The sequence below is a fragment of the Yeguia hominis genome (assembly GCF_014384705.1).
GTDB lineage: Bacteria > Bacillota > Clostridia > Oscillospirales > Acutalibacteraceae > Yeguia > Yeguia hominis.
This window is the reverse complement of record NZ_JACRSN010000003.1, coordinates 202,828-224,268: the sequence shown is the minus strand read 5'-3', so window position 1 is coordinate 224,268 and position 21,441 is coordinate 202,828. Positions and strand designations below refer to the sequence as shown.

24 protein-coding genes are annotated in these 21,441 nt (G+C 55.1%); 2 read left to right on the top strand and 22 right to left on the bottom strand.

What is annotated here, in order from left to right; genetic code table 11:
• Nucleotides 1-230: 230 nt before the first annotated feature.
• The 5 genes from IAG03_RS03510 to IAG03_RS14370 form a co-directional block, all read right to left on the bottom strand.
• On the bottom strand, nt 231-1,505 hold the full coding sequence (locus tag IAG03_RS03510) for an O-acetylhomoserine aminocarboxypropyltransferase/cysteine synthase family protein (RefSeq protein WP_249318409.1): 1,275 nt from the start codon (nt 1,503-1,505) through the stop codon (nt 231-233).
• A 61-nt stretch (nt 1,506-1,566) separates the two neighbouring features.
• Nucleotides 1,567-2,025 carry a hypothetical protein gene (locus IAG03_RS03505; RefSeq protein ID WP_249318407.1) on the bottom strand — a complete coding sequence of 153 codons (459 nt, stop codon included), beginning with the start codon at nt 2,023-2,025 and terminating at the stop codon, nt 1,567-1,569.
• Between the two features lie 202 nt (nt 2,026-2,227).
• On the bottom strand, nt 2,228-3,592 hold the full coding sequence (locus tag IAG03_RS03500) for an MATE family efflux transporter (RefSeq protein ID WP_249318405.1): 1,365 nt from the start codon (nt 3,590-3,592) through the stop codon (nt 2,228-2,230).
• Nucleotides 3,593-3,712: 120 nt separating this feature from the next.
• A complete protein-coding gene (locus IAG03_RS03495) occupies nt 3,713-4,294 on the bottom strand; it encodes a dipicolinate synthase subunit B (RefSeq protein WP_249318403.1) in 582 nt (193 codons plus the stop codon).
• Nucleotides 4,295-4,298: 4 nt separating this feature from the next.
• The gene (locus tag IAG03_RS14370) at nt 4,299-5,159 is read right to left on the bottom strand and encodes a dipicolinate synthase subunit DpsA (RefSeq protein ID WP_249318402.1); all 861 of its coding nucleotides are present in this window, start codon (nt 5,157-5,159) and stop codon (nt 4,299-4,301) included.
• 211 nt (nt 5,160-5,370) lie between these two features.
• Between IAG03_RS14370 and murC the strand changes: the two genes are divergently transcribed.
• Complete coding sequence (gene murC / locus IAG03_RS03485; RefSeq protein ID WP_430472432.1) at nt 5,371-6,789, top strand: UDP-N-acetylmuramate--L-alanine ligase; 1,419 nt, start codon at nt 5,371-5,373, stop codon at nt 6,787-6,789.
• 461 nt (nt 6,790-7,250) lie between these two features.
• Here the strand turns inward: murC and IAG03_RS03480 are convergent, their stop codons facing one another.
• From IAG03_RS03480 to IAG03_RS03435, 10 genes are all read right to left on the bottom strand, one after another.
• Nucleotides 7,251-8,072, bottom strand: coding sequence for an amidohydrolase family protein (locus IAG03_RS03480; RefSeq protein ID WP_249318399.1), 822 nt, complete (start codon nt 8,070-8,072; stop codon nt 7,251-7,253).
• Complete coding sequence (locus IAG03_RS03475) at nt 8,056-8,706, bottom strand: epoxyqueuosine reductase QueH (protein ID WP_249318397.1); 651 nt, start codon at nt 8,704-8,706, stop codon at nt 8,056-8,058. The genes IAG03_RS03480 and IAG03_RS03475 overlap by 17 nt, the downstream gene beginning before the upstream one ends.
• Before the next feature lie 387 nt (nt 8,707-9,093).
• Nucleotides 9,094-9,798 carry a DUF6320 domain-containing protein gene (locus tag IAG03_RS03470; protein ID WP_249318396.1) on the bottom strand — a complete coding sequence of 235 codons (705 nt, stop codon included), beginning with the start codon at nt 9,796-9,798 and terminating at the stop codon, nt 9,094-9,096.
• 16 nt (nt 9,799-9,814) lie between these two features.
• Complete coding sequence (locus IAG03_RS03465) at nt 9,815-11,122, bottom strand: hypothetical protein (RefSeq protein ID WP_249318395.1); 1,308 nt, start codon at nt 11,120-11,122, stop codon at nt 9,815-9,817.
• Nucleotides 11,088-11,999, bottom strand: a complete 912-nt coding sequence (locus IAG03_RS03460; protein WP_249318413.1) for an alpha/beta hydrolase — start codon at nt 11,997-11,999, stop codon at nt 11,088-11,090. Before IAG03_RS03460 ends, IAG03_RS03465 begins: the two co-directional genes overlap by 35 nt.
• A gap of 52 nt (nt 12,000-12,051) precedes the next feature.
• A complete protein-coding gene (locus tag IAG03_RS03455; protein ID WP_249318393.1) occupies nt 12,052-12,534 on the bottom strand; it encodes an LURP-one-related/scramblase family protein in 483 nt (160 codons plus the stop codon).
• Nucleotides 12,535-12,687: 153 nt separating this feature from the next.
• Nucleotides 12,688-14,733, bottom strand: coding sequence for a peptidase U32 family protein (locus IAG03_RS03450; RefSeq protein WP_249318391.1), 2,046 nt, complete (start codon nt 14,731-14,733; stop codon nt 12,688-12,690).
• Complete coding sequence (locus tag IAG03_RS03445) at nt 14,730-15,677, bottom strand: carbohydrate kinase family protein (protein WP_249318389.1); 948 nt, start codon at nt 15,675-15,677, stop codon at nt 14,730-14,732. The genes IAG03_RS03450 and IAG03_RS03445 overlap by 4 nt, the downstream gene beginning before the upstream one ends.
• 223 nt (nt 15,678-15,900) lie before the next feature.
• Nucleotides 15,901-16,425, bottom strand: a complete 525-nt coding sequence (locus tag IAG03_RS03440) for a spore maturation protein (RefSeq protein WP_249318386.1) — start codon at nt 16,423-16,425, stop codon at nt 15,901-15,903.
• Nucleotides 16,426-16,428: 3 nt separating this feature from the next.
• Nucleotides 16,429-17,013: a nucleoside recognition domain-containing protein gene (locus IAG03_RS03435; RefSeq protein WP_249318384.1), complete on the bottom strand. Its 585-nt coding sequence runs from the start codon at nt 17,011-17,013 to the stop codon at nt 16,429-16,431.
• Between the two features lie 217 nt (nt 17,014-17,230).
• Between IAG03_RS03435 and IAG03_RS03430 the strand changes: the two genes are divergently transcribed.
• Entirely contained in the window at nt 17,231-17,485 is a 255-nt protein-coding gene (locus IAG03_RS03430; protein WP_249318382.1) for an AbrB/MazE/SpoVT family DNA-binding domain-containing protein, read from the top strand.
• A 202-nt stretch (nt 17,486-17,687) separates the two neighbouring features.
• Here IAG03_RS03430 and IAG03_RS03425 read toward each other — a convergent pair whose 3' ends face one another.
• From IAG03_RS03425 to IAG03_RS03395, 7 genes are all read right to left on the bottom strand, one after another.
• Nucleotides 17,688-17,879, bottom strand: coding sequence for an IS3 family transposase (locus IAG03_RS03425; protein ID WP_249318380.1), 192 nt, complete (start codon nt 17,877-17,879; stop codon nt 17,688-17,690).
• Between the two features lie 26 nt (nt 17,880-17,905).
• Entirely contained in the window at nt 17,906-18,058 is a 153-nt protein-coding gene (locus tag IAG03_RS03420) for a hypothetical protein (RefSeq protein WP_249318378.1), read from the bottom strand.
• A 30-nt stretch (nt 18,059-18,088) separates the two neighbouring features.
• Nucleotides 18,089-18,370 carry an IS3 family transposase gene (locus tag IAG03_RS14210; protein ID WP_346726096.1) on the bottom strand — a complete coding sequence of 94 codons (282 nt, stop codon included), beginning with the start codon at nt 18,368-18,370 and terminating at the stop codon, nt 18,089-18,091.
• 149 nt (nt 18,371-18,519) lie between these two features.
• Entirely contained in the window at nt 18,520-18,822 is a 303-nt protein-coding gene (locus tag IAG03_RS03410; RefSeq protein ID WP_249318375.1) for a hypothetical protein, read from the bottom strand.
• Nucleotides 18,823-19,057: 235 nt separating this feature from the next.
• A complete protein-coding gene (locus IAG03_RS03405; RefSeq protein WP_249318374.1) occupies nt 19,058-20,095 on the bottom strand; it encodes a D-alanyl-D-alanine carboxypeptidase family protein in 1,038 nt (345 codons plus the stop codon).
• A gap of 405 nt (nt 20,096-20,500) precedes the next feature.
• Nucleotides 20,501-20,812, bottom strand: a complete 312-nt coding sequence (locus IAG03_RS03400) for an IS3 family transposase (RefSeq protein WP_249318373.1) — start codon at nt 20,810-20,812, stop codon at nt 20,501-20,503.
• Nucleotides 20,813-20,817: 5 nt separating this feature from the next.
• Nucleotides 20,818-21,348: a helix-turn-helix domain-containing protein gene (locus IAG03_RS03395; protein ID WP_249318371.1), complete on the bottom strand. Its 531-nt coding sequence runs from the start codon at nt 21,346-21,348 to the stop codon at nt 20,818-20,820.
• Nucleotides 21,349-21,441: the final 93 nt, after the last annotated feature.

The following is a 21,441-nucleotide window of genomic DNA, read 5'->3' as shown; positions in this document are numbered from 1 at the left end:
GTTTACGGGCAGCTGGCAACAAGCCCCATGCAGATGTCAGACCGTACCAACGCCGCATGAGGCGTGGCTGGTAACATAGGGCTTCGCCCGCATAAGAAATCCCCCCGGCACAACCGGGGGATATTTATTAAGCAAATTCACACATAATAATCTGCATTTCCGGACACGATCTTCTCTCGGTCACAATCTACCCGAAACCGCATCAAATCTCCATATTTTCTGCGTTTTCGTCAGACCTGCGCCAAGGCCTGCTCGACGTCCGCGAGGATATCCGCCGGGTTTTCGATTCCGACAGAGAACCGGATGAGATCCGGCGACGCGCCCGCTTCCCGGAGCTGTTCATCGTTGAGCTGGCGGTGCGTGGTGCTGGCCGGATGCAGCACGCAGGTGCGCAGATCCGCCACATGCGTCACGATTGAAGCGAGTTTGAGACCCTCCATAAAGCGGATTGCCGCATCGCGTCCGCCGCGGATTCCAAAGGATACCACGCCGCAGGAACCGTTCGGCATATATTTTTGCGTCAGGGCATAGTATTTGCTGCTTTCAAGACCCGGATAATTGACCCAGGCCACCTTTTCGTGCTGCTCAAGATACCGGGCAACCGCAAGCGCATTGGAGCAATGGCGCTCCATCCGCAGCGCAAGGGTCTCAAGACCCAGGTTGAGCAAAAACGCATTCATCGGCGCTGCCTGTGCGCCGAGGTCGCGCATCAGGTGCGTTCTTGCCTTGGTGATATAGGCGGCTTTTCCGAAGCGTTCGGTGTAAACAACGCCGTGATAGGACTCGTCCGGCTCTGTGAGCATCGGGAACTTTCCGTTGTTCCAGTCAAAGTTTCCGCTGTCGACAATCACGCCGCCGACCTGTACGGCATGGCCGTCCATGTATTTGGTGGTCGAGTGCATGACGATGTCCGCACCGACTTCAAACGGCCGGAAGTTCACCGGTGTCGGGAAGGTATTGTCTACAATCAGCGGAACGCCGTGCGCGTGCGCCGCGTCGGCGAACATCGCAAGATCCGCCACGACGAGCGACGGGTTGGAAACCGATTCTGCAAAGACGCAGCGGGTATTTTCCTGGAATGCCCGGTCAATTTCCTCTCGGGTAGCCTCCGGCGAGACAAACGTAAACTCGATGCCCATCTCGCGCATGGTTTTGTTAAAGAGATTGAAGGTTCCGCCGTAAATGGCGCTGGAGGAAACCACATGGCTGCCGGCCGGGCAGATATTCAAAATGGAAATCAGCGAAGCCGACTGCCCCGAAGAGGTCAGCATCGCACCGACGCCGCCCTCCATATCCGCAATTTTCTTCTCCACTGCGTCGAGCGTCGGGTTGCCGAGGCGTGTATAGAAAAATCCGCTCTTCTCCAAATCAAACAGCGCGCCCATCTCTCCTGCGCTCTCATAGGTATAGGTTGTGCTCTGCACAATCGGGAGCACCCGCGGCTCTCCGTTTCCCGGCGTATATCCGGAATGAATGCATTTGGTATCGATCTGGTACTCACTCATGTTTGGTCATTCCTCTCTAAGATTCTATCGTTTCTTGCGCAAGTGTGCGCGCGCAATCAAATTAAAACAGCGACTTGATGAGTTCGGCAATCCAGTCCGCCGCATAAACCACGCCGCCAATCAGCAAAATGAAGAGCAAAACGGAAAGGATCTGCACGAGCATCCGTTTTTTCATCGGCATTTCTTCCGTTTCCTGCGCGTTTTTTGCAAAGGTCTCTGTCAAAAGCTTGTCCGCTTTTTCCCAATCTGCGTACCGCACAAAAAAGTCCTTCGGCGGCAGAAGGCCTCTTCCGCTGTAAATGGAGCCGTCCGGCGGCAGCGGCTGATCCTTGGTTTCAAAAGGAATTTCTTCCCGTTTGAGCAGTTCTTCTACTCCATGCACATCGTCCGGCTCCGCTGTCACGAGAAATACCCAGTCCGATGCCTCTGCCTGACGGAGCGCTCCGCCGCAAAGCGTACAGGTTTCGGCCGCTGCGGCTTCGATCCGCCGGCAGCCGGCGCAATACCGCTGTTCTTCCAAGATGGTTTCCCCTTTCTTTTCCGCTTTTCTTTCCCATGTATCCGATACATTTTTATAGAAAAAGGCGGCGTTTGACTTGCCTGATGTTCTGCCGGTGGGTTTTGTGCTCTGCATAAAAGTGCTTACAGGCAAACGAAAAAACGCCGTCGGCCTTTCCTCTGCACTCAATATAGCATATCCGGACCGAAAAGTCCATTCCCGGTCAGGACTTTGCGCTGCTCCAGTCCCGCAGCCAGCTGTACCGGTTGACCTTCACGACCGCAACAATACATTTTAAAATCTGATCCATTTTCAGGCAGATAAATACCCAAAGCGGCGGAAGGTTCAGAAGAAACGCCGCAACCGCCGAAACCGGCAGCACAATGCCCCACATAAAAATCATATCGTTAATGAACACAAACCGGGTATCGCCGCCGCCGCGCACAATTCCGCAAAGGCACGGCACCTGGTAGGCGGTTCCGACCACCGTCACGGCGAGCACGGTGAGGAACTGCATCGACATCGCGCGGGTCTCCTCGGTAATCTCATAGAGAGAAAGCACCGGCTTGCGAAGCAAAAACAGCGCCGCGCCGGTCAAAATACCAATGAGCAAAAACAGCACCTGAAAGGTCTTGGTATACGGCCGGATCGCGTCCATCCGCTTTTCGCCGATCGTTTTCCCTATCATGACCGCCGTCACGCTGCCGGATGCCATCGACACCACCGTAATCACCTGGAAAAGCGTCGTCGCAATGCTGTTTGCTGCAATTGCCTGGGAACCGAGATGTCCGAGAATCGCCGTCTGTGCCGCCATCGCGATTCCCCAGAGCGCACCCGCACAGATGACCGGATAGCCGACCTTGAGATACAGCCGAAGCAGCGGCAGATCGATCCGGAAAAATTCCCGCAGTTTCATCGAGAGCTTCCGATCCATCCGGAACACATAAAAGAGGACAATCGCGCACTCGACCACGCGGGCAATCAGCGTCGCCAGCGCGGCACCGGGCGCGCCGAGCCGCGGTGCGCCGAGATTTCCGAAAATAAACACATAATTTAAGAAAATATTGACCACCATGGCGATGAGCGAAACCACAAATCCGATCCGCACCGTCTCCACGCTGCGCAAAGACGCCAGAAGGCAATTGGTCACCGAAAAGAACAGATACGTAAAGCAGACAATTTTCGTATACGCCACGCCTTCCGCGATTACCGCGGCATCGCTTGAAAACAGCGAGAGCACCTGCGCCGGAAAGAAGAACATCACAGCCCAGAAAAGGACTGCTGCCAAAATACTCAGCGACATGGTGATCGAGAGCAGCTTTCGGATGGCAGAAAGATCCTTTGCGCCCCAATAGCGGGAAGAGACGACCGCCACTGCGTCGCCAAACCCGGCAACCACAATCATCTGCAGCAAAAACTGGATCTGATTGACAATCGCCACGCCGGACAGCGCGTTTTCCGAATACTGCCCGATCATAATATTGTCCGCCAAATTGACGCCGAACACGATTAAATTCTGCAGCGCGACAACCGCCGTCATCGAAAAAAACGTCCGGTAAAACTTTCGCTCTCTGACCAGCACCGCCATTTCTACACTCCGCTTCCGTCTTTAAAACTTCTGTCTTTCATTATAAGGCGGCGCCGGGCTTTTGTAAAGAAAAACACAGCGGGTTTTTCTCTGAAAAACAACCCTGCTGTGTTTCCTGTTTTAAACGGTTCCGAACAAAACCGGCTGCAGCTGCTCGCCTCTGCGCGCCGCCTCCACAGCCGGAAGCACGCGCTCAAAATCCGCAATGACAGAGGTGGGCTTTTTCTCCGGCTGATCCTGTGCCATCGGGACAAAATAGATGTGTTTTGTGTTCATCAGGCGGCCGATATTCTGCGCGGAAGCGGCCAGCGCGTCGTTTGTTGCCGGCGCAAGCACCACCGGGATTCCCACCCGCAAAACGGACTTTGCCGCCATCGTGACCGGCGTATCGGTAATGCCCAGCGCAAGCTTCGCCATGGTGTTTCCGGTACAGGGCGCAATGAGCAAAACATCGACCATCTTCTTCGGGCCGAGCGGCTCTGCGCCGACGATGCTCTTGATGACCTTGCGGCCGCAGAGATCTTCGATCTCCCAGACAAAGTCGTCCGCTTTTCCGAACCGGGTGTCCGTTGCATAGGCGTTAAAGGACATGATGGGGTACACATCATAGCCCGCCTCTACCGCACTGCGGAGCTTCGCAACCGCTTTTGAAAGGGTACAAAAGGATCCGCAGAACGCGAATCCCAGACGAATCCTGTCCATACGCTCACTCCTCCATCATATTGTAGATCGTGCTCTTGATGATTTCCGCCGCAGCCTTCGGCGCCGCTCTGCCCGGCAGCGACAATGCCTGCACCGCGTGGACAGGCAGCTTTGCGGCCGCTTCAAAATCGATCCCGCCGGGTGCGGAAGCAAGATCAATGAGGATCGTCCCGCGCTGCGCTTTGGCAAGCTCTTTGCGTGAAAAAATTCTGGCCGGAATCGTGTTGAAAATCAGATCATACTGTCCGCTCTCAAAAATGGCGTCCGTATGGACCGCGCGGCAGCCGAATACCTCAATCCACGCGAGATCCGCCCGGTTCCGGGCGCTTGCCGTAACCTCGGCGTGCAGCCCGCGCAGAATCAGACTCAGCGCCTTGCCGATCCTTCCGAAGCCCGCCACCAGGCACCGTGCGCCGCTGATCGTGCCGGGATATTCCCGCATGGCGATTTCGACCGCGCCCTCCGCCGTCAAAATCGCATTTTTCACCGCCAACTCTTCCCGCGTAAAATAGTCGTGTGTCTCAAGCTCATCCCAAAGCTCGCTGGTTTTGTAAAGTTTTCCCATCATTCCGCCAAAGACCCGCTTTCCGGAAAGCTTTTCCGCAAACAGGTCATCCAGAACAATTTTCTGCACGCTGTACGGCATATTGAGCGTTTTTCCGTCCGTCGTGACCGGCAGCGGAAAAATAATCTGTGCGCAGTGCCGCAGCAATTCGTCGAGATCCTCCGTCTTCTTTACGCCGTTTCCAAATTCCATCCGATCAAATCCCAGTGCATATACGGTATATCCATCTGCGGCAATGGATTCCGCCAGCGCTGCCTGGCGCTGATCGCCGCCTACCACTCCAAAGGTATTCTGCTCCACCGTTTCAACCGCCGTTTCTCCGTGCCAAACTCCGATTTGCCGGCCGCCCGCACGGAAGGAGGCCGGACCCTACTCGTATAATATGGCCGCTTTGCCGCAGGTGTGTCCGGTTTCGGCGCGTCCGAACGAAAACTTTTTTCCCGGAAACCGCTGAAAAATAAAAAAATGTATTTATTTTCCTTCCAAAACGCAATATAATAAAAGGTACGGCATGAACGCAAAAGTTTCTAGGATAAGGAGTTGCTTTATTTTGCAATATCACGATATTTTAAGTCAGGTCAAAAAATTGCATTTTATCGGAATCGGCGGGTCCGGCATGTGCCCGATGGCGGAAATTCTGCTGCAAAAGGGCTATACCATCACCGGCTCCGACATCAATGAGTCGGAAACCCTCGACCGTATCCGCGCTGACGGCATCACTGTCCGGATGGGCCACCAGTCCGAAAATATCGGCGACGCCGAAGCGGTCGTCTACACCGCCGCCGTCAAGAAGGACAACGCGGAGCTGCTCGCCGCAGAAAAGCGCGGAATCCCCACCTTTGAGCGCTCGGTGATGATGGGTCTGATCGCGAAACGCTACGCCAATTCCATCGCGGTCTCCGGCACGCACGGCAAAACCACGACGACCTCCATGGTGACGAAGCTCTTCATCGACGCCGGAAAGGATCCCAGCGCGATCATCGGCGGACGCTTTCCCTATATCGGCGGAAACAGCCGGATCGGCAAGTCCGACACCATCATCTGCGAGGCCTGCGAGTATGTTGACAGCTTTTTGCAGCTGCATCCGGCGGTCTCTGTGATTCTCAATGTTGACGCTGACCATCTCGACTATTTCGGCTCGCTCGACAACATTATCCGCTCGTTCCACCAGTTTGCACTGCAAACGACGGGGGTTCTTCTCGTCAACGGCGATAATCCCAATACCCTGCGCGCCGTAGAGGGCATCGAAAACGCCAAAGTCTGCACCTTCGGTATCGAAAAATCCTGCGACTACCGGGCGGTTTCCATTCAGAAAACCGAAAAAGCCTGTGAGCGCTTCACCCTCCTGAAGCACGGCAAACCGCTGACGGAAATTTCGCTCTCGGTACCGGGCTACCACAACATTTACAATGCGCTGGCTGCAGCCGCAGCAGCGGACGTCTGCGGCATTCCGGCTGAAAAAATCGCAGAAAGCCTCGCGGGCTTTACCGGCGCACACCGCCGTTTTGAAATCCTCGGCAATTTCGACGGCGTCACCGTCGCGGACGATTTTGCCCATCACCCGACAGAGCTTTCCGCCACGCTTTCCGCGGCCATGGAAATGGGCTTCCGACAGGTCTGGGCCGTATTCCAGCCGCATACCTATTCGCGCACGGCCATGCTGCTCGATGACTTCGCCAAGGCGCTCTCCATTCCCGATCACACGGTTCTCTCGGAAATTCTCGCGGTCCGCGAACAGAACACCTACGGCATCTATGCCGCTGATTTGGCGGAAAAGATTCCCGGCTGCGTCTGGTTCCCGGATTTTCCGGAAATTGCGGACTACGTCATTGCCCACGCACAGCCCGGTGATCTGATCATCACGCTTGGCGGCGGCGATGTCTATAAATGCGCGAACCTGATCGTAAAGCGGTATCGCGAACGCGCCTGAAAAAAACGCTGCCTCTTATCGTAACATCCAAATATAAACAACACCCTGCTTTGGGAATCCGGCCCGCACAGCGCGGCTTTTTCCAAAAGCAGGGTGTTGTTGTAGAATCCAATATTCGCGGAGACGCCTGTTTGCAGTGCGGTTCCGCATGCCGGACCTTTCGGCACGAAAAGCCCCTCGTGCGCGGCTTCACAGAACCGCTGAACGCCGCCGCATCCGTCCGGCACAGCAGCGGCCAAAGCAGCGCCGAAACAGCGCCGAAACGGCCGGCAGAATCGCTTATTGGGGTTCAAACACCATTTCAAAGGAATTTTTCACATCCGGTTGTCGTTCCGGCTGTGAAAAAATTCCGGCCGGACTTCCGGCAAACGCGCCGCGCAAACAGCCGGTACACACTGCCCCTTGCGCCGGTTGCGTCCGATCCGGTATTCTGCGGATTCCGCACACCCGGCCGGCTAATTTTACGCCTCGGAAAGGCCGAAAAACGCGGCAAAATTCCCATAAAGAATTTTTTCTGCTTCCTCGACCGGAAGCTCCAGCGCCAAAAAGCGGTCGAGTTCCTCTTTGGGATCCCACATCGGGAAATCCGTGCCAAAGAACATCCGATCCGCACCGTAGACATGAATGATTTCCAGCGCTTCCTCTTTACCCAGATAGGGCAGGCTGCTGGAGGTATCAAAATAGAGATCCGCGCCTCTGAGCACCCGCTCCGCTTCCCGCCATCTGCGGTAGCCGCCGAAATGTGCGCCGATACAGCGCAGATCCGGCACCCGATCGAGCACCCGCGCCAGACGAATCGGCGCAGAGTAGTCATAGCGGTTGTCGCCCATATGGAAGAGAATCGGCAGTCTGCGCGCGGCCAAAATTCGGTAGACCGGCAGCAACGCCGGATCGTCGATATTGAATTTCTGAAAATCGGGGTGCACTTTAAAGCCGCGAAGACCCAACTCGCAGGCGTGTTCAATCGAGGCCAGCGGATCCTGCAGCTGGTGATGCAGCGCGCCAAGCCCGACAAACGCCGGATGCTTCGCGCATTCCCCTGCAATATAGGCGTTGATGGAGGCCACCTGTTCCGGTTTGGTTGCAACCGAGCACACAAGATACCGGTCCGTACCATTTTTCTGTCCGGCTGCCAGCAGGGCTTCCGACATTCCGATTCGCGACATCGGAATATCATAGAACGCGCCTACCGCCGCAGTCGCTTTTTCCGCGATTTTATCCGGATAAATATGTGTGTGCGCATCTGCCACGCGCAGCATGCTTCCCTTATACAGTACAGACATGGTTTTTTTCCTCCTGTTCCTGCCTTGCTCTTTTCGAAAAGACGCATCCGCAGTAATTTTGCCGGTAAAGGCCATATTCTTTCGAAAGCCGGATAGACTCCTGATAGCCGCCGCGTTTTTTAAAGTCGGACGGCAAATAGCGAACGCCGTAGATCTCCGCAGCGCGTTCGCCTTCCTCATTGAGCATCCGGGCATTTTTCAGCGGGCTGATGGAAAGCGTTGTTGTGAAATAGTCAAAGCCGTTTTCCGCGGCAAGACAGGCGGTCTCCTGCAAGCGCATGGAGCAGCATTTCCGGCATCGCGCGCCGCCCTCCGGAAGGGATTCCATTCCCGCGCAAGCCTGGTAAAAACGCGCCGGCTCATACGCACCTTCCCAAAAATCCGCCGGATGCAGAAGCGGCATCTCGCGCAGCAGACGTTCCTGCTCCATGCAGCGCTGCCGGTACTCCTCCTGCGGCTCAATATTGGGGTTATAATAAAAGACCGTCACCAAAAAATGCTGTGCAAGATAAGAAAGGACATAGCTGCTGCAAGGCGCACAGCAGCTGTGCAGCAGTACCCGCCGCAAGCCCGGCTTCTGCGCTTCTTCCAAAAGCAGCTTGTCCAGTTCTTTCTGATAGTTTCGCTGTACCACTGTCTGTTCCCTCCTTTGCACTTTTGGATTTCATTGTATTTTCCGCGCGCCGCACAGATCCGCCGTACAGAACCGGCATTCTGCGTAAAAAAGCCGTACCGGACTTCCGGATTCGGGTTCTGCATTCGGTTCGAGTTTGGTTCGACGCCGGCGCTGCCAACCGGCACCGTACGCTCCACAAAAAGCCGTCACACAGCGCCGCCGGCACATTTAGTATAGCACACCTTTTTCCCCGAAAAAACTGCCTCCCAAAAATTCAGCAATCTTGTAAAATGCGTGCTTTATGACGCCCGGGATTCTGTCTGTTTTTCTGCGCCGGCATGCGCATTTTTCCCATTTCCCCCAAAAAAGAGACCCCGCACCATGTGCAGGGTTTTTTCTTCCTGTTTAGAAAAACATCCGTTTATAAATGCTGTCGCGCCATTTTTTCCGTCGGTTCAAAATCAGAAATGCCGTTCCGATTAGCACGCAAGGCACCAGAGAATACCACGACCAGTGCGGCATCGGCGACAGGCGCCGGTACAGGTTGACGATCATCTCCACGCACATCGCGTAGATCCCGGCCGCATAGCACAAAAACGCCATCGACATGAGAATGGACCGGCGCGTTTGAAACCACTGCAAAAACAACAGGCAAATTGCGGCCAGCACCAGCGTCAGCGGAAGCGCAAGCGGCAAAAACCAATCGTCCCCGCCGACCTTTCGCTCCGTAAGAAGCAAAAAGCCGAGCACCGCCACCGTATCGAACGTCCAAAGCAGCACCGGGCTGCACTTTCCGATGAGAAACGGCAGCAAAAAGAACACAAACACAACCCCCGCACCGCCGATCACAAAAACCGACCAGGTGACTTTCCCGTGGACGAACAGGTCGTTAATCAGACAGATCAAAATCGGCACCATCAGAATCAGCGTTGCAAACAAGCTGAAAAAGCGCCGGTCGATATGCGGCTCCACGGTTTCGATCCTGCGGGGATACGGGTGTTCCTCCGGCTCCTTCCAGGGATCGGCCGGATTGATGACCGGCACATGACAAAGCGGACAGCGTTTTTCGGACGGTGCAAGCTCTACACCGCAATTGACACAATAGGACATTCCGTTCCCTCTTTTTCTAATCTTCGTTGGGGTGCTCCTGCTGCAGGCGCTGCTGGTTGCTCTCGATTTTGACATGCAGCCCCATTTTCACGAGCATCGTAAAGAAATTCCGTTCGACCTCTGCGCTTCGGATCGTCCGGGTAAAATTGATGACCAGCTGATCCTGATAGCTCAGACTGGCGCAGGCAACCCGGTTCCGGCTCAGCGGCCCGAGCATAAAATCCATCCGGCTGACATAACGCGCCATGTCTTTCGGCAGCGACGCCACGCCGAGGTTCGAAATCGTCGTCGAGGACTGGCGGTCCCCCTTCATCTTAAAGACCAGCTTCATCGCCTGCTTTTTGAGGAACCACGGTGCAAGCCGCAAAAAGACGTTCTGCTCCGAGAGCACATTTGTCGAAAACTTGGCGTTGAGCATCTTTTCGTTTGTCTCCACCGCCATCTGCCCGTGAACGAGGCGCACGGTTTCCGCGAAATCGAATTTTCCGTACCGCGGTTCAATGCCGGGGTTGATATAAGAAGCGAAATTGCGCATGGTGTTGCTTCCGTAATACTTCCGCAAATTCACCGGCACGCAGATTTTTACCGGCTTGAGGCTGTTTTGAAACAGCACCTGTTTTCTCTGGATCGGATCGATTGCCAGAATCAGCGCCGCAACCAGAAATTCCGTCACCGTTGCGTGGTATTGTTTGGCCAATTTGGCAACCGCCTTTGCGTCCAGCGTGCCGGTCGTAACAAAGACAAAGTTGCGGATCCGCTTGCCCGGAATGCAGTAGGCCGAGGTCTCCTTCCGGCTGCGCGGAACATAGCGCGCATATTTCAGATAGCCGTCCTCGAGTTCCTCCGGAGCGGCTTTTTGCGTGCAGTCGAGGATCTCCGCAGACCGCGGAATGGTGACGCCGTACCGCTCGGTCAGATATTCCGCAACCAGCGTCTTTAAAAAGCAGAATCCGCCGGTACCGTCCGTCAGCACATGAAAGAATTCCACTGCAATCCGCTTGCCGTAGTACCGAACCCGGAACATAAACCCGCCGTTTTCACGGAAACGCATGCGCATACAGGGGTTCATGACATCCTTTTGAATGCCCGGCGTACCGTCCAGCTGTTCGAGATAGTTCCAAAACACGCCGTTTCGCAGCCGCTGCGAAAACGACGGAAACCGCCGAAGCGTCCGCTCCAGCGCTTTTTGCAAAACAACCGGATCCACCGGCTCTGTCAAAACAGCGGAAAGCCGAAAAAGCGCCATCCAGCGTCTTGACTGCGAGGCCGGATAAATTTTCGCGGCATTGTCAAGCTTCATCCAGCGCCTGTTTTGTCTCTCCATCTTTCTCCACCTTCAGAAACTGATCGATTTTTTCGAGCGCCGCCTGCGCCTCGGGAACGGCAAACAGCACATAGACGTGCCACAGGCCTTCCTCGATCACCAGCTCACAGGACGCGCCCGCTTCTTCATATTTGGATTTGAGCAGGATCGAATCGTCCAGCAAAATTTCGTCGCCGCCGGCAAACAGCAGCGCCGGCGGAAACCCGGTGAAATCTCCGCAGACCGGCGAAACGCAGGGATCTGTCAGTTTTTCCCCGGCATAAAGCGCCGCATAATGCGAGAGCTGTTCTTTTGTCAGCACCGGGTCGGTCTTTTCGTTTTCCGTGCAGCTTTCCGAAACCATCCGCAGGTCCGCCCACGGAGAAATTCCGACAATCTTTGCCGGCAGCGCTTCGCCGCGGGACTTTAAATACTGCGCAAGACAGAAAATCAGCCCGCCGCCCGCCGATTCCCCGACGAAAAAAATCTCCGATTCCGGATACCCGTGTTCCAATAAATACCGGTACGCCGCATAGGCGTCCTCTAGCGCCGCCGGATACGGATTCTCCGGCGCCAGCCGATACGCTGCGCAAAGCACGCAGAGATTCGTACGGTTTGCCAGAACGCTGCCAAATCCGTGGGCATATTTGAGCGACCCGGCCGTGTATCCGCCGCCGTGCAGATACAAAATGACGCCTTTTTCCGGGTGCCCGTGCGGCGTAATCATCTCTGCTTCAAAATTCGGGAACGCAACCGGGGCAGACTCCAGCTTCGCGCTGAGCACCCGTGCGCCCATATCTCCAATTTTATCCTGTACCGCGCGGTCGCTGCTGATCGACAGTTTCGAAAGCAGCGGTTTCAGCAGCCGGAGCTGTTCGCGCAGCATCACGCTGATCATGCTAGGCAATGCATTCTTCCTTTCTTTGCTGAACCGTTTCTAGCCCTGTCCGTTAGGAATTCTGGCCATTATGGATGCAGTTATCAATGGCGATCACAAGCGCGCAGAAAAAGCCGGGATCCGATTCGTCTGCAATTTCCAGCTCGTAGCTGTCGCCCCAGCTTAGCCATTTCTTGCGCACCGCGCCGACAAAGACGCCGCCGCAGAAAATCTCATACTGCATCTCCCAGAAACTCCCGCGGATCTCCATCCGGCCGTACGGACTCTCCACTGTCAGGTGCGAACGGAACCAGCGAAATTGCTGCTGGATTCCCGCACAGTAGGTTCCCTGCCGGTAAATCTCATAGCTTGCCAGCCAAAAGGTCAGCTTCCGCTTGATAAAATAGACCTCCGCGCCGGTTTGATCGTAAAGATGCAGTTTGGGGGTCAGCGTCAAAAATTCACTCTGCACATGAAAATACGGGTTTTCAAATTCATCGTAAATATCATAGCGGTCTGTCAGGGAAAACACCCGCTGCCGAATATAAAGCTTCATCTGCGCTTCTCCTTTTTGCAATCCGGCGGCCCAGACGCCTTCGCGCGTGTCGTGCGGATGCCTCCGGCCGGTTTTGCGGCGATTCTGGGGATTGACGCCTTTTTCTAGATCTCATCATATCATATCCGACCGAAAAACACAACGCGGCCCGGATCACTTCCATTCGCGGTCGTAAAAGCCGTTGGTTCGGTCAAAATCCGGTGTTTCTCCGGAACAAAACGCACGATACCGCGCCTGACACGTTTCCGGCGTCTCCAGGGTAAAATACAGCACCGCAAAATCGATGCCGCGCAGCGGCTTATCGCCGAGCGCCAGCGGAACCGGGTTGAGAAGCGTCGTGTACCGCCGCTTGTGGCAAATCAGCGGAAACGGCATCCCGCGCCGGTCGAGAAGCTTCGGGCGGCCGTCACAGCCGGCGCAGCCGCTTTCTTTTTGCGCCGGACAGGCGCGAAGCTGCATCACCGGAAGGTGGCCGTATGCGAGAATCCCGCGCGGAAGCATTCCCCCGAGCGCGCGAACCCGCCGGAACGGCAGCTCAAAAGAGAGCGTCGCGTCCGCAAAGCCGAGCCGCTCAGCCTCATGAAGTGCAAGCGTATTGGAAAGATTGAGCCCATACCCGCCGCAAACAGTCAGCCCGCAGGCTTTGAGACGGTCTATCCATCCGATTTGCCCGGTCAGCACCCGCTGCAGGCCGGCCTTTTGCAGCGCTTGCAGGCTTAGCAGCAGCGCGTCCTCTTCCCCGGGGAAGATCAGCGCCGGGAGTTCTCCGATCACCCGGTCAGCATTCTCAATCTCGGAGATGTGCGCCTCCAGCACTTCGATCGGAAGAATCACCGTCTTTTGAAACGGAAGCACCGCCTGCGCCTGTTCCCAGGTTTCCACGCGGATCCGAATCTCCGGTTTTGAAGGAAACGGTCTGCGGACCGCGTTAAAAAGCGGCGCTTTCTGCGGCAAGAAGGGTTTGGGCGGCACTTCGCTGCGCCTTGCAAGCAGCGCTGTCAGCCCGTCCCGTCTGAGCCGGTTGAGCGACGCGGCCGGCAGCATCACGCCGTCGGCAAGCTCTGTCGTAAGGGTCTTTAGAAAAAACGGGGTTCCGCCCGTTTTGGAAAGGCTTTTGTGCACGCTTTCGAAGCTTGCCGGCGCGGTTCTGGCCTCCTGCGGAAGTTCGCCCTCGATCCGGCAGCTTTGGATTCCGTCAGAAACCTGCAGCCGGGCAGGCACGCCGCGTTCCAGCGTCAGCTGCATCTGAACCGGAATTTTCGGCGTCTCCGCCCGATACGCGGCCGCAAGCCTAGAAAGCACACCCGCCGCCGCGGCAACATCCTCCTGCGTGCGGTGGCCGAACATGGAAAGCGAACGCGCGCCGCGCAAATAGCCGTCCGTAAACCCGCTGCGGGAAAACACCGCCTGCAAATCTGCAAGATCCGGCGTCCCGCCGTCCATCGCCGTGCGGCAGGCCGCTACCGCCGCCGCCACATACTCCGGCCGTTTCATCCGTCCCTCAATTTTAAACGACTGGACGCCCGCCTCGGTCAGCTGGCGAATCGCAGAAATATGGGACATATCCTTGAGGGAAAGCGCATACGGTCTGCCCGCCGACCGGAAGTTCAGCCTGCAGGGCTGCGCGCAGAGTCCGCGGTTCCCGCTTCTTCCGCCCAAAAGAGAAGAAAGATAGCACATGCCCGAGACGCACATGCACAGCGCGCCGTGTACAAACACTTCGGCGGCCAGCGAAGTCTTGCGGCAAATTTCCGAAATCTCCGAGAGGGAAAGCTCTCTTGCAAGCACCACCCTGGAAAAGCCGAGATCTTCCATTTTCTGCGCGCCATAGACATTGTGGATCGCCATCTGCGTCGAGGCATGCAGCTCCAGTTCCGGACAGTGTTCCCGTACGAGCTTTGCTGCAGCAAGATCCTGTACGATCGCCGCATCCGCGCCGCTTTCCGCCACGGTTTCCAGCGTATCCAGAAATTCGGGCAGTTCCGGGTCCATCAGCAGAGTATTGAGCGTCACATGCACCTTGACATTCCGGGCGTGACAATAGGAAACCGCCCGCCGAAGCGCTTCCCGGTCAAAATTCCCGGCATTCCGGCGCGCATTAAACGCCTTGGTGCCGAGATAGACCGCGTCCGCGCCGCAGCGCACAGCGGCTATCAGCTGTTCTTCTCCGCCGGCCGGCGCAAGCAGTTCTGCGTTCATCGCGTTTTTCCTTTCTCAAGATGCGCCCGCCGAAACGCTTGCACCGCTTCTTCACTGAGCGGGGAATCGGACGCACCGAACGTCTGCGTATGCAGCGTCGCCGCCGCACAAGCAAATGCGGCCGCCTCCGGCAGCGGATCCCCCGAAAGCGTCCGATAGAGGAACGTCGCAACGAAGGTATCCCCCGCGCCGGTCGTATCTACCGGCGAAACCGGAACGGCCGGGATTCCGCCCCGCTGGACAGCGTCCTGATAATAGCAGCCCTCCGCGCCGCATTTGATCAGCACATGCCGAACGCCTGCCTGCAAAAACACTTCTGCCATTTCTGATTTTTCCCGCTTGCCGGTCAGATACTCCGCGTCATAAAGGCTTGGCAAAAAATAATCGAGGTACGGCAAAAACCGGGCAATGCCCGAAAAGCCGAGTCCGCGCTTGTCCGAGGACATATCCGCAAAAGTCAGGATGCCCTTTTCCTGCGCGGTGCGGAGAAGCACCTCCATTCCGTCGTCTTCCAGGTCCGGACAGGAAAAAAAGCTCCCGATTGATAGCGCCCGCACCGAAGATGTGAGCGTCCGCAGGGCGGATTCTCTGCACAGCTTGGTGTGCGCGCCGGCTTTTGCGACGATATTCCGCTCACCGTCCTTGCCGACCAGCACAATCGCCACTGTCGTAGGCTCTCCGGGAAGAATTTCCGTGCAGGCGGTCTCTACGCCGCGGCTGCGCAGTGTGCGGAGCAGCATCTCCCCGATTTCATCGGCACCGACACACGCTGCCAGTCCGGCGTGAACGCCAAATTTTGAGAGCGTCAGCGCCTGGTTGACGGCATCGCCGCCCGGAACCAGTCCGATCTCCTCGATGTGCTGCTTTTGCACCTGAAACACGCTGCGATCTACCGGAGACGCAAAAATATCCAAATTGGCCGCGCCGAGACATACGATGTCCATTTTTTCATTCCTCCTGCCACAATCAGGCGCTTTGCACGCCGCACGCCGTCTGCTGTCCCGCTGTCCGCGGCGTTCGCCGGCAATTTCTTTTGCGGATCAAACGCGCCTCGAACCGTGCTGCATGCAAAGTCCAACTGCTGTTTTCCTGATTATAGCACATTTCCTTTGTTTCTGCATCTTTTCTGTAAAATCGAAAGCCGGATCGCACAACCGGGAAAAAGGTTCAGCCGCCGAAAAAAAGCCGCACCGCGAAAATCGACGCCAGCACCGATACAAGATCCGCCGTAACCGCCGCCGGAATGGTGTGGCGGGTCTTTTTGATGCTCACTGCACCGTAATACACGGTCACGGCGTAGAACGTCGTCTCTGTGGAGCCCATCATCACCGAAGCGATCCGCCCGATCTGGCTATCCGGATCAAACTGTTCAAACAGATTGCTCAGCAGCGCAAGCGAACCGCTGCCGGATACCGGCCGCAGCAGCGCAAGCGGCACGACTTCCGGCGGAAGCCCCAGCCACTTGACCGCCGGCTCCAGAAAGGAAGCAAACAGATCAAGTGCGCCGGAGGCCTTCAGCATGCTCACCGCCGTCACCAGCCCGACCAGCGTGGGCAAAATTTCCAGCGCCGACTGAAAGCCCTCTTTTGCGCCGGAGGTAAACGCGCTGAACACCGGCACGCGCCGGAGCAGCCCAAACAGGATGATCCCGCAGACACACACCGGCATTGCAAAAATTCCGACCCATTCCAATGTTCAGACCCTCCGCGTCTTTTTTTCCAGCAGCTTCGCGGTCAGGATGCCGGCAACCAACGTGATGCCAGAAGCGACCCAGACAGCCGGCATGATTGCGAACGGATTCTGCGCGCCGTACTGCTTTCGCAAGATGCCGAGCGTCGCGGGAATCAGCTGCACCGACGCGGTATTGAGCACAACAAACAGCACCATGCCGTTAGAAGGCGACTCCCGGTGCCCGTTTGCGCGGTCAAGTTCCTTCATGGCCGCAATGCCAAGCGGCGTCGCCGCATTGCCGAGCCCGAGCAGATTCGCCGTGATGCTCATGCTGATGCACTGCAGCGCTTTGCTGCCGCGCGAATAATCCGGAAAGAGCCGCCGCAAGAGCGGGTCGAACAGCCGGGAAAGCAGCGCTGTTGTGCCGCCCTGCTGTGCAATGTTCATCAGCCCCGTCCAAAGGCACATCATGCCGAGCATAGACGCGCAGAGTATCACGGCATCCTGCGCACCGGAAAGAACCGCATCGGAAAGTGCCTGCATGCGCCCGGTTGCAAGTGCGGAAAAAAAGCTTATGAGCATCAGCGCCGCCCAGACATAATTCAGCATTTTTGTTCCTCCAGCCCAAAAATATCCAATTTGACAAATGAAATATCATATCTCTTATATATGCAAAATTTTCCAAAAATATTATACTGCTAAATAGTTGCTTTTGCAAAAAAAGGCAGATTTTGCTGTTGACAAAAACACCAAGTTTTGATAAAATTATGATTATTAAATTGTCAGCAAACTCACATTTTGTCAAAAAAAATAGGGAGGCCGATTTATGAAATCAACAGGCACAGTAAGACGCATCGACAAATTTGGAAGACTGGTTCTCCCGATCGAGCTTCGTCGGGTCATGAATGTCGAAGAGGGAGATGCGCTCGAGATCTTTACCGAAGGCAATGCTGTCATTCTGAAAAAGTATGAACCGTATTGCGTATTCTGCGGCAGCATGGACAACCTGCAGCGCTACAAAGACCGCAATGTCTGCGCAGAATGTGCGAGAAAGCTCGGAAGATCTGTCATCGACGACTAAGCTACAGCAAAATCCCATCATATCCACATCCACAATCCGAAATCTTTCACTTAAATGTGCGCTTGAATTACAATTGAACGAATCCCCGAAGCATGTCTAAAATAAGAGTGGAACGCGTTGTCAAAAACCCTCTGATGCGGAATGGACCGTTCCCCGTTTAGCAGACAAACAAAAAAGCGCCCAGTCGCAGAATAGCGGCGAATTACACGGCCTCACTCCGGGTTTCAAAGGGAGTGAGGCCGTTTTTCAGGTTGACCCGCTCATAGTTGCAGAATCGCACATACTCCGCCGCCTGTTCGACTTCGGCCCGGCACGAAAATTTTCTCCGATACAGGCACTCTGTTTTCAGCGTCCCGAAAGCAGCATTGTCATAAGGGCATCCGGGGCTGGACATCGACGGCTGAATGTGGGATTCTTGGCTTAGGTCAAAGTATGCTTGGTCTGTATATTGAAATCTTGGTCGCTGTGGAGGATTCGTCCATCAGCGACCTTCTCTTTTTTACAGGCATCCCGAACGGTATCCGTCACCAGCGAAGCGGTCATATCGCCGCCGATCCGGTAAGCCGGCACCATTTTTCCGCACAGATCCAGTACGGCACACAGCTACACCATTCCCTTAGCTGCGGGAATATAGGTGATATCGGTTGCCCAAAAACGATTGGGGAATGGTTGGGCAAACGCACGCTGCAGCAGATTTGGATATTTGTGAACGGCCTGCTGATAGTTCCGATACGGTTTGCGGTGGCGTGCCTGTGAGAGCAGATCAAGCTTGCGCATTATGCGCAAAATGGCTTTGATGCTGACTTTTCTGCCATGCCGTCGTTCCAGCCATCGGCGAACGCGGCGGCAGCCGCAGGTCTGTTTGCTGCGCTGTTGGCAGTCGATGATCAGATCAACGAGCTACTGATCCTTGGCGGGTTGCCCTTGCCGTTTTCGCCAGGCATAGCAGCCGCTACGGGAGACTTCAAACATACGGCACATGGAGCCGATCGGGTGTTTTCCACGAAAACGCTCGATCACCCGGTATTTCAGCTTCACCTCCTCCCAGCTTCAGACAGAAAATTTCGCAGCAGCTCCACCTGCATCCGCAGCTTGATCAGTTCGTTATTTCGCTTTTGTTCTTCGCTGATCGAAGCTTTGTGCGGCCAGCCTTTCGGCTGCGGAACATAGCCGTTGGCAATCAGTCGCTGTTTGCGGTTTTGGCGATTGACAAGTCCTTTGACTTGTGCCTTGCGCAGTCCGAAATGGACACCGATCTCTCGGTTCGTTTCTCCTGCGGCCTTTCGCCGGAACACTGCTTCACTGAGCGCCTCTGCTTTCGTATCTCCTCTCGACATGACTGCACCTCCTGTTGTAGCTTCTATTCTACAACAGGAGGTGCTTTTTTTCACTGTCTGTTTTCTTGGGTACAGTCCAGAATTTTCTGCACCAGAGGGCTTTTTGTTTCTATTTTTGTTTTTATTTGATATTTTGCCCGTTTCCGGCCTATTCTGCGCTTTTTCGACGCTGCGTCGCGGTACGGCCGCACCGCCAGCCGCAGCTCTCACCACCGAAAATTGCCCGATCGGCCGGTCAGGAGGCCGTTCGCGGTTCTTCCGTTTCGCAAGCTTCAAACGCCATCTCAAACATAGCTGTCAGATCCTGATTCCGCGCGTCGATCGACCGGCCGTTCATTGCCACGGCAATGAGTTCGACATCGTCCTTTTTGGCCGACGCCACAAGGCACGACCCGGCCTGGTCGGTAAACCCTGTTTTCATGCCGTTGGCGTAGGAATAAAAGCAGGCGCTCGTGCTGTCAATCAGCGGATTGCTGTTCTCCCAGTAATAGTCCTCTCCGGAAAGCAGCGTATAAGAGACCTCGCTCTTGCCGTAGGAAGCCCGGATCGCATCAAAAGAGGACGCATAGAGCGCAATCCGCATCATATCCATCGCCGTGGTGTAGTGGTCGTCGTCATGGTATCCATCCGGCGTCACAAAATGGCTGTCCTCTGCGCCGATCCGCTTTGCCGTCTGGTTCATCAGCTCCACAAACACCGCGACCGCATCCTCCGCCGAAAGACTTTCGTCCCCGGCGTAAATTCGACCCACGCCGGCCGCCATCACATAGGCGGCATCATTTCCGGAAGGAAGCAACAGGGCATCCAGAAGCATTTCAAACGTCAGCCGCTGCCCCTTTTTCAGCAGCGCAAGGCTCGAATCATACGCAACCAGCGAAAGTTCTTCCCCCACGGTAAACGCCGTATCGGGCGCGCAGAACTTCGCCGCGACGCACGCGGTCAACAGCTTGGTCGTGCTGGCCGGATAACAGCGTTCCGACGCATTTTTACTGTATAAAATCTGGGCATGCGTGCAGTCATAAAGCACCACATATTCTGTCGTCAGCTTTTTGTCCAGCGCCTTTTTGGAGACTTCGGGGATCATCTGTACCGGTGTGTTTGTATGGAACTCCGACGCAAACGCGTCTTTCATTGCGAGCTGCCGCGCAGAGGAGCCGACCTGCGGCACCGCAGAACCATCCGGCTCCCCCGTTCCGTCTGCTGCCGCAATCTGCCGGTCACCGTCCGCCGGCGCACGGTCCGTCCCCCAAATCCAAAGCACAATGGCTGCCATTATCAGAAATACACAGCAAATTCCGCCTATGCGGCGCCACCCTCTCCTGCGGCGGGTCGATCTTCTCTCCACCTGCAATCTATTCTACCCTCTTCCCCGTTTTAATCGTTCACTCCGAACTGTATGATAGCTATTATAACAAAAAAGTCTCTATGCATCAACCATTTTTCCGCTTCCGCATTCGCGGTTTTTTATTGTTTTCCGCAGATTCACGGACACGATGCCGCCGCGCCGGCTTTCTCCGTTATGCGCCGCCCGTCCGCATCCCAAAAAGCGCGGAGCCGTTCTACCCTCTGCACAGCATCGCTGTTCCTGCAAAAATGCCGCTTTTAAAATCACAATAAAAAGAGCCGGAAACAACTGATATGTACCCAGTTTTCTGGACACCGGCTTAAAAATGAATAATTAACTTTTCATCATGGATGCTTTCCTGAATTTAGAGGGAGGCATCCATTTTGTTTTAGCTTGGATTCTGCTGTTATTGTAATAGTCGATATAATCAGCAATAGCTTTGGAGAATGCTTCAAAGGAAGGATAATCCTTCTCTAATCCATAGAACATTTCATTTTTTAGTCTACCGAAGAAGGTCTCCATAATGCAGTTGTCATAGCAGTTGCCTTTTCTGGAGATGGATTGAATGATTCCGTGCTTCTGAAGTTCATTGCGGTAGAATACGTGCTGGTACTGCCAGCCTTGCAGTTCAATGGCATCCAGCAAATCATTCAGTCTGTGTCCTTCTTTGTGGAGTTCTTGGACAAGCGCAGCCTTTTCGCCTTGAGTTGCGCTGCGCATTTCTCTTCTCTCAAGGCAATCTCTTTTTTTACGACGGCAATCTCCGCTCTCAGACGCTCGTTCTCAGCTCTAAGCCGAATCACTTCTTCTCGCTCTGAAGGGGTCAGTTCTGCTGGTACTATTTTCTTCTTCATGGCAGGCTCCTTGGGTGGCCGTCCTTTTTGTTGTGCGACCAATCCCTGATACCCTTTTATTTTATAGCATCTGACCCATTGGTACAAGAGGCCGTCACTGATTCCAGCCGAAATTGCCGTTTCTCTACACGATGCACCGGCCAAAATTTTAGCGATTAGCTCATACTTTTCTTCTGCTGCCCATACTTTGTTTTGATTTTTATGTCGCAGTGCTTCTGGACCACAAGCATCTTCTGTTCGAACCCAAATCCGAACCGTATCGTGAAATCGCTTTTCCTTTACTCCGTCTGGTGTTTCTGGCCATTTCCCTTGTCGGTACAATTCCACGCACTTCTTCTTGTACTCGTAACTGTATCGCATAAAAACACCCCCAATACTGGGTGTCCAGTATTAGGGGTACATATCACAACTCCGGCTCTT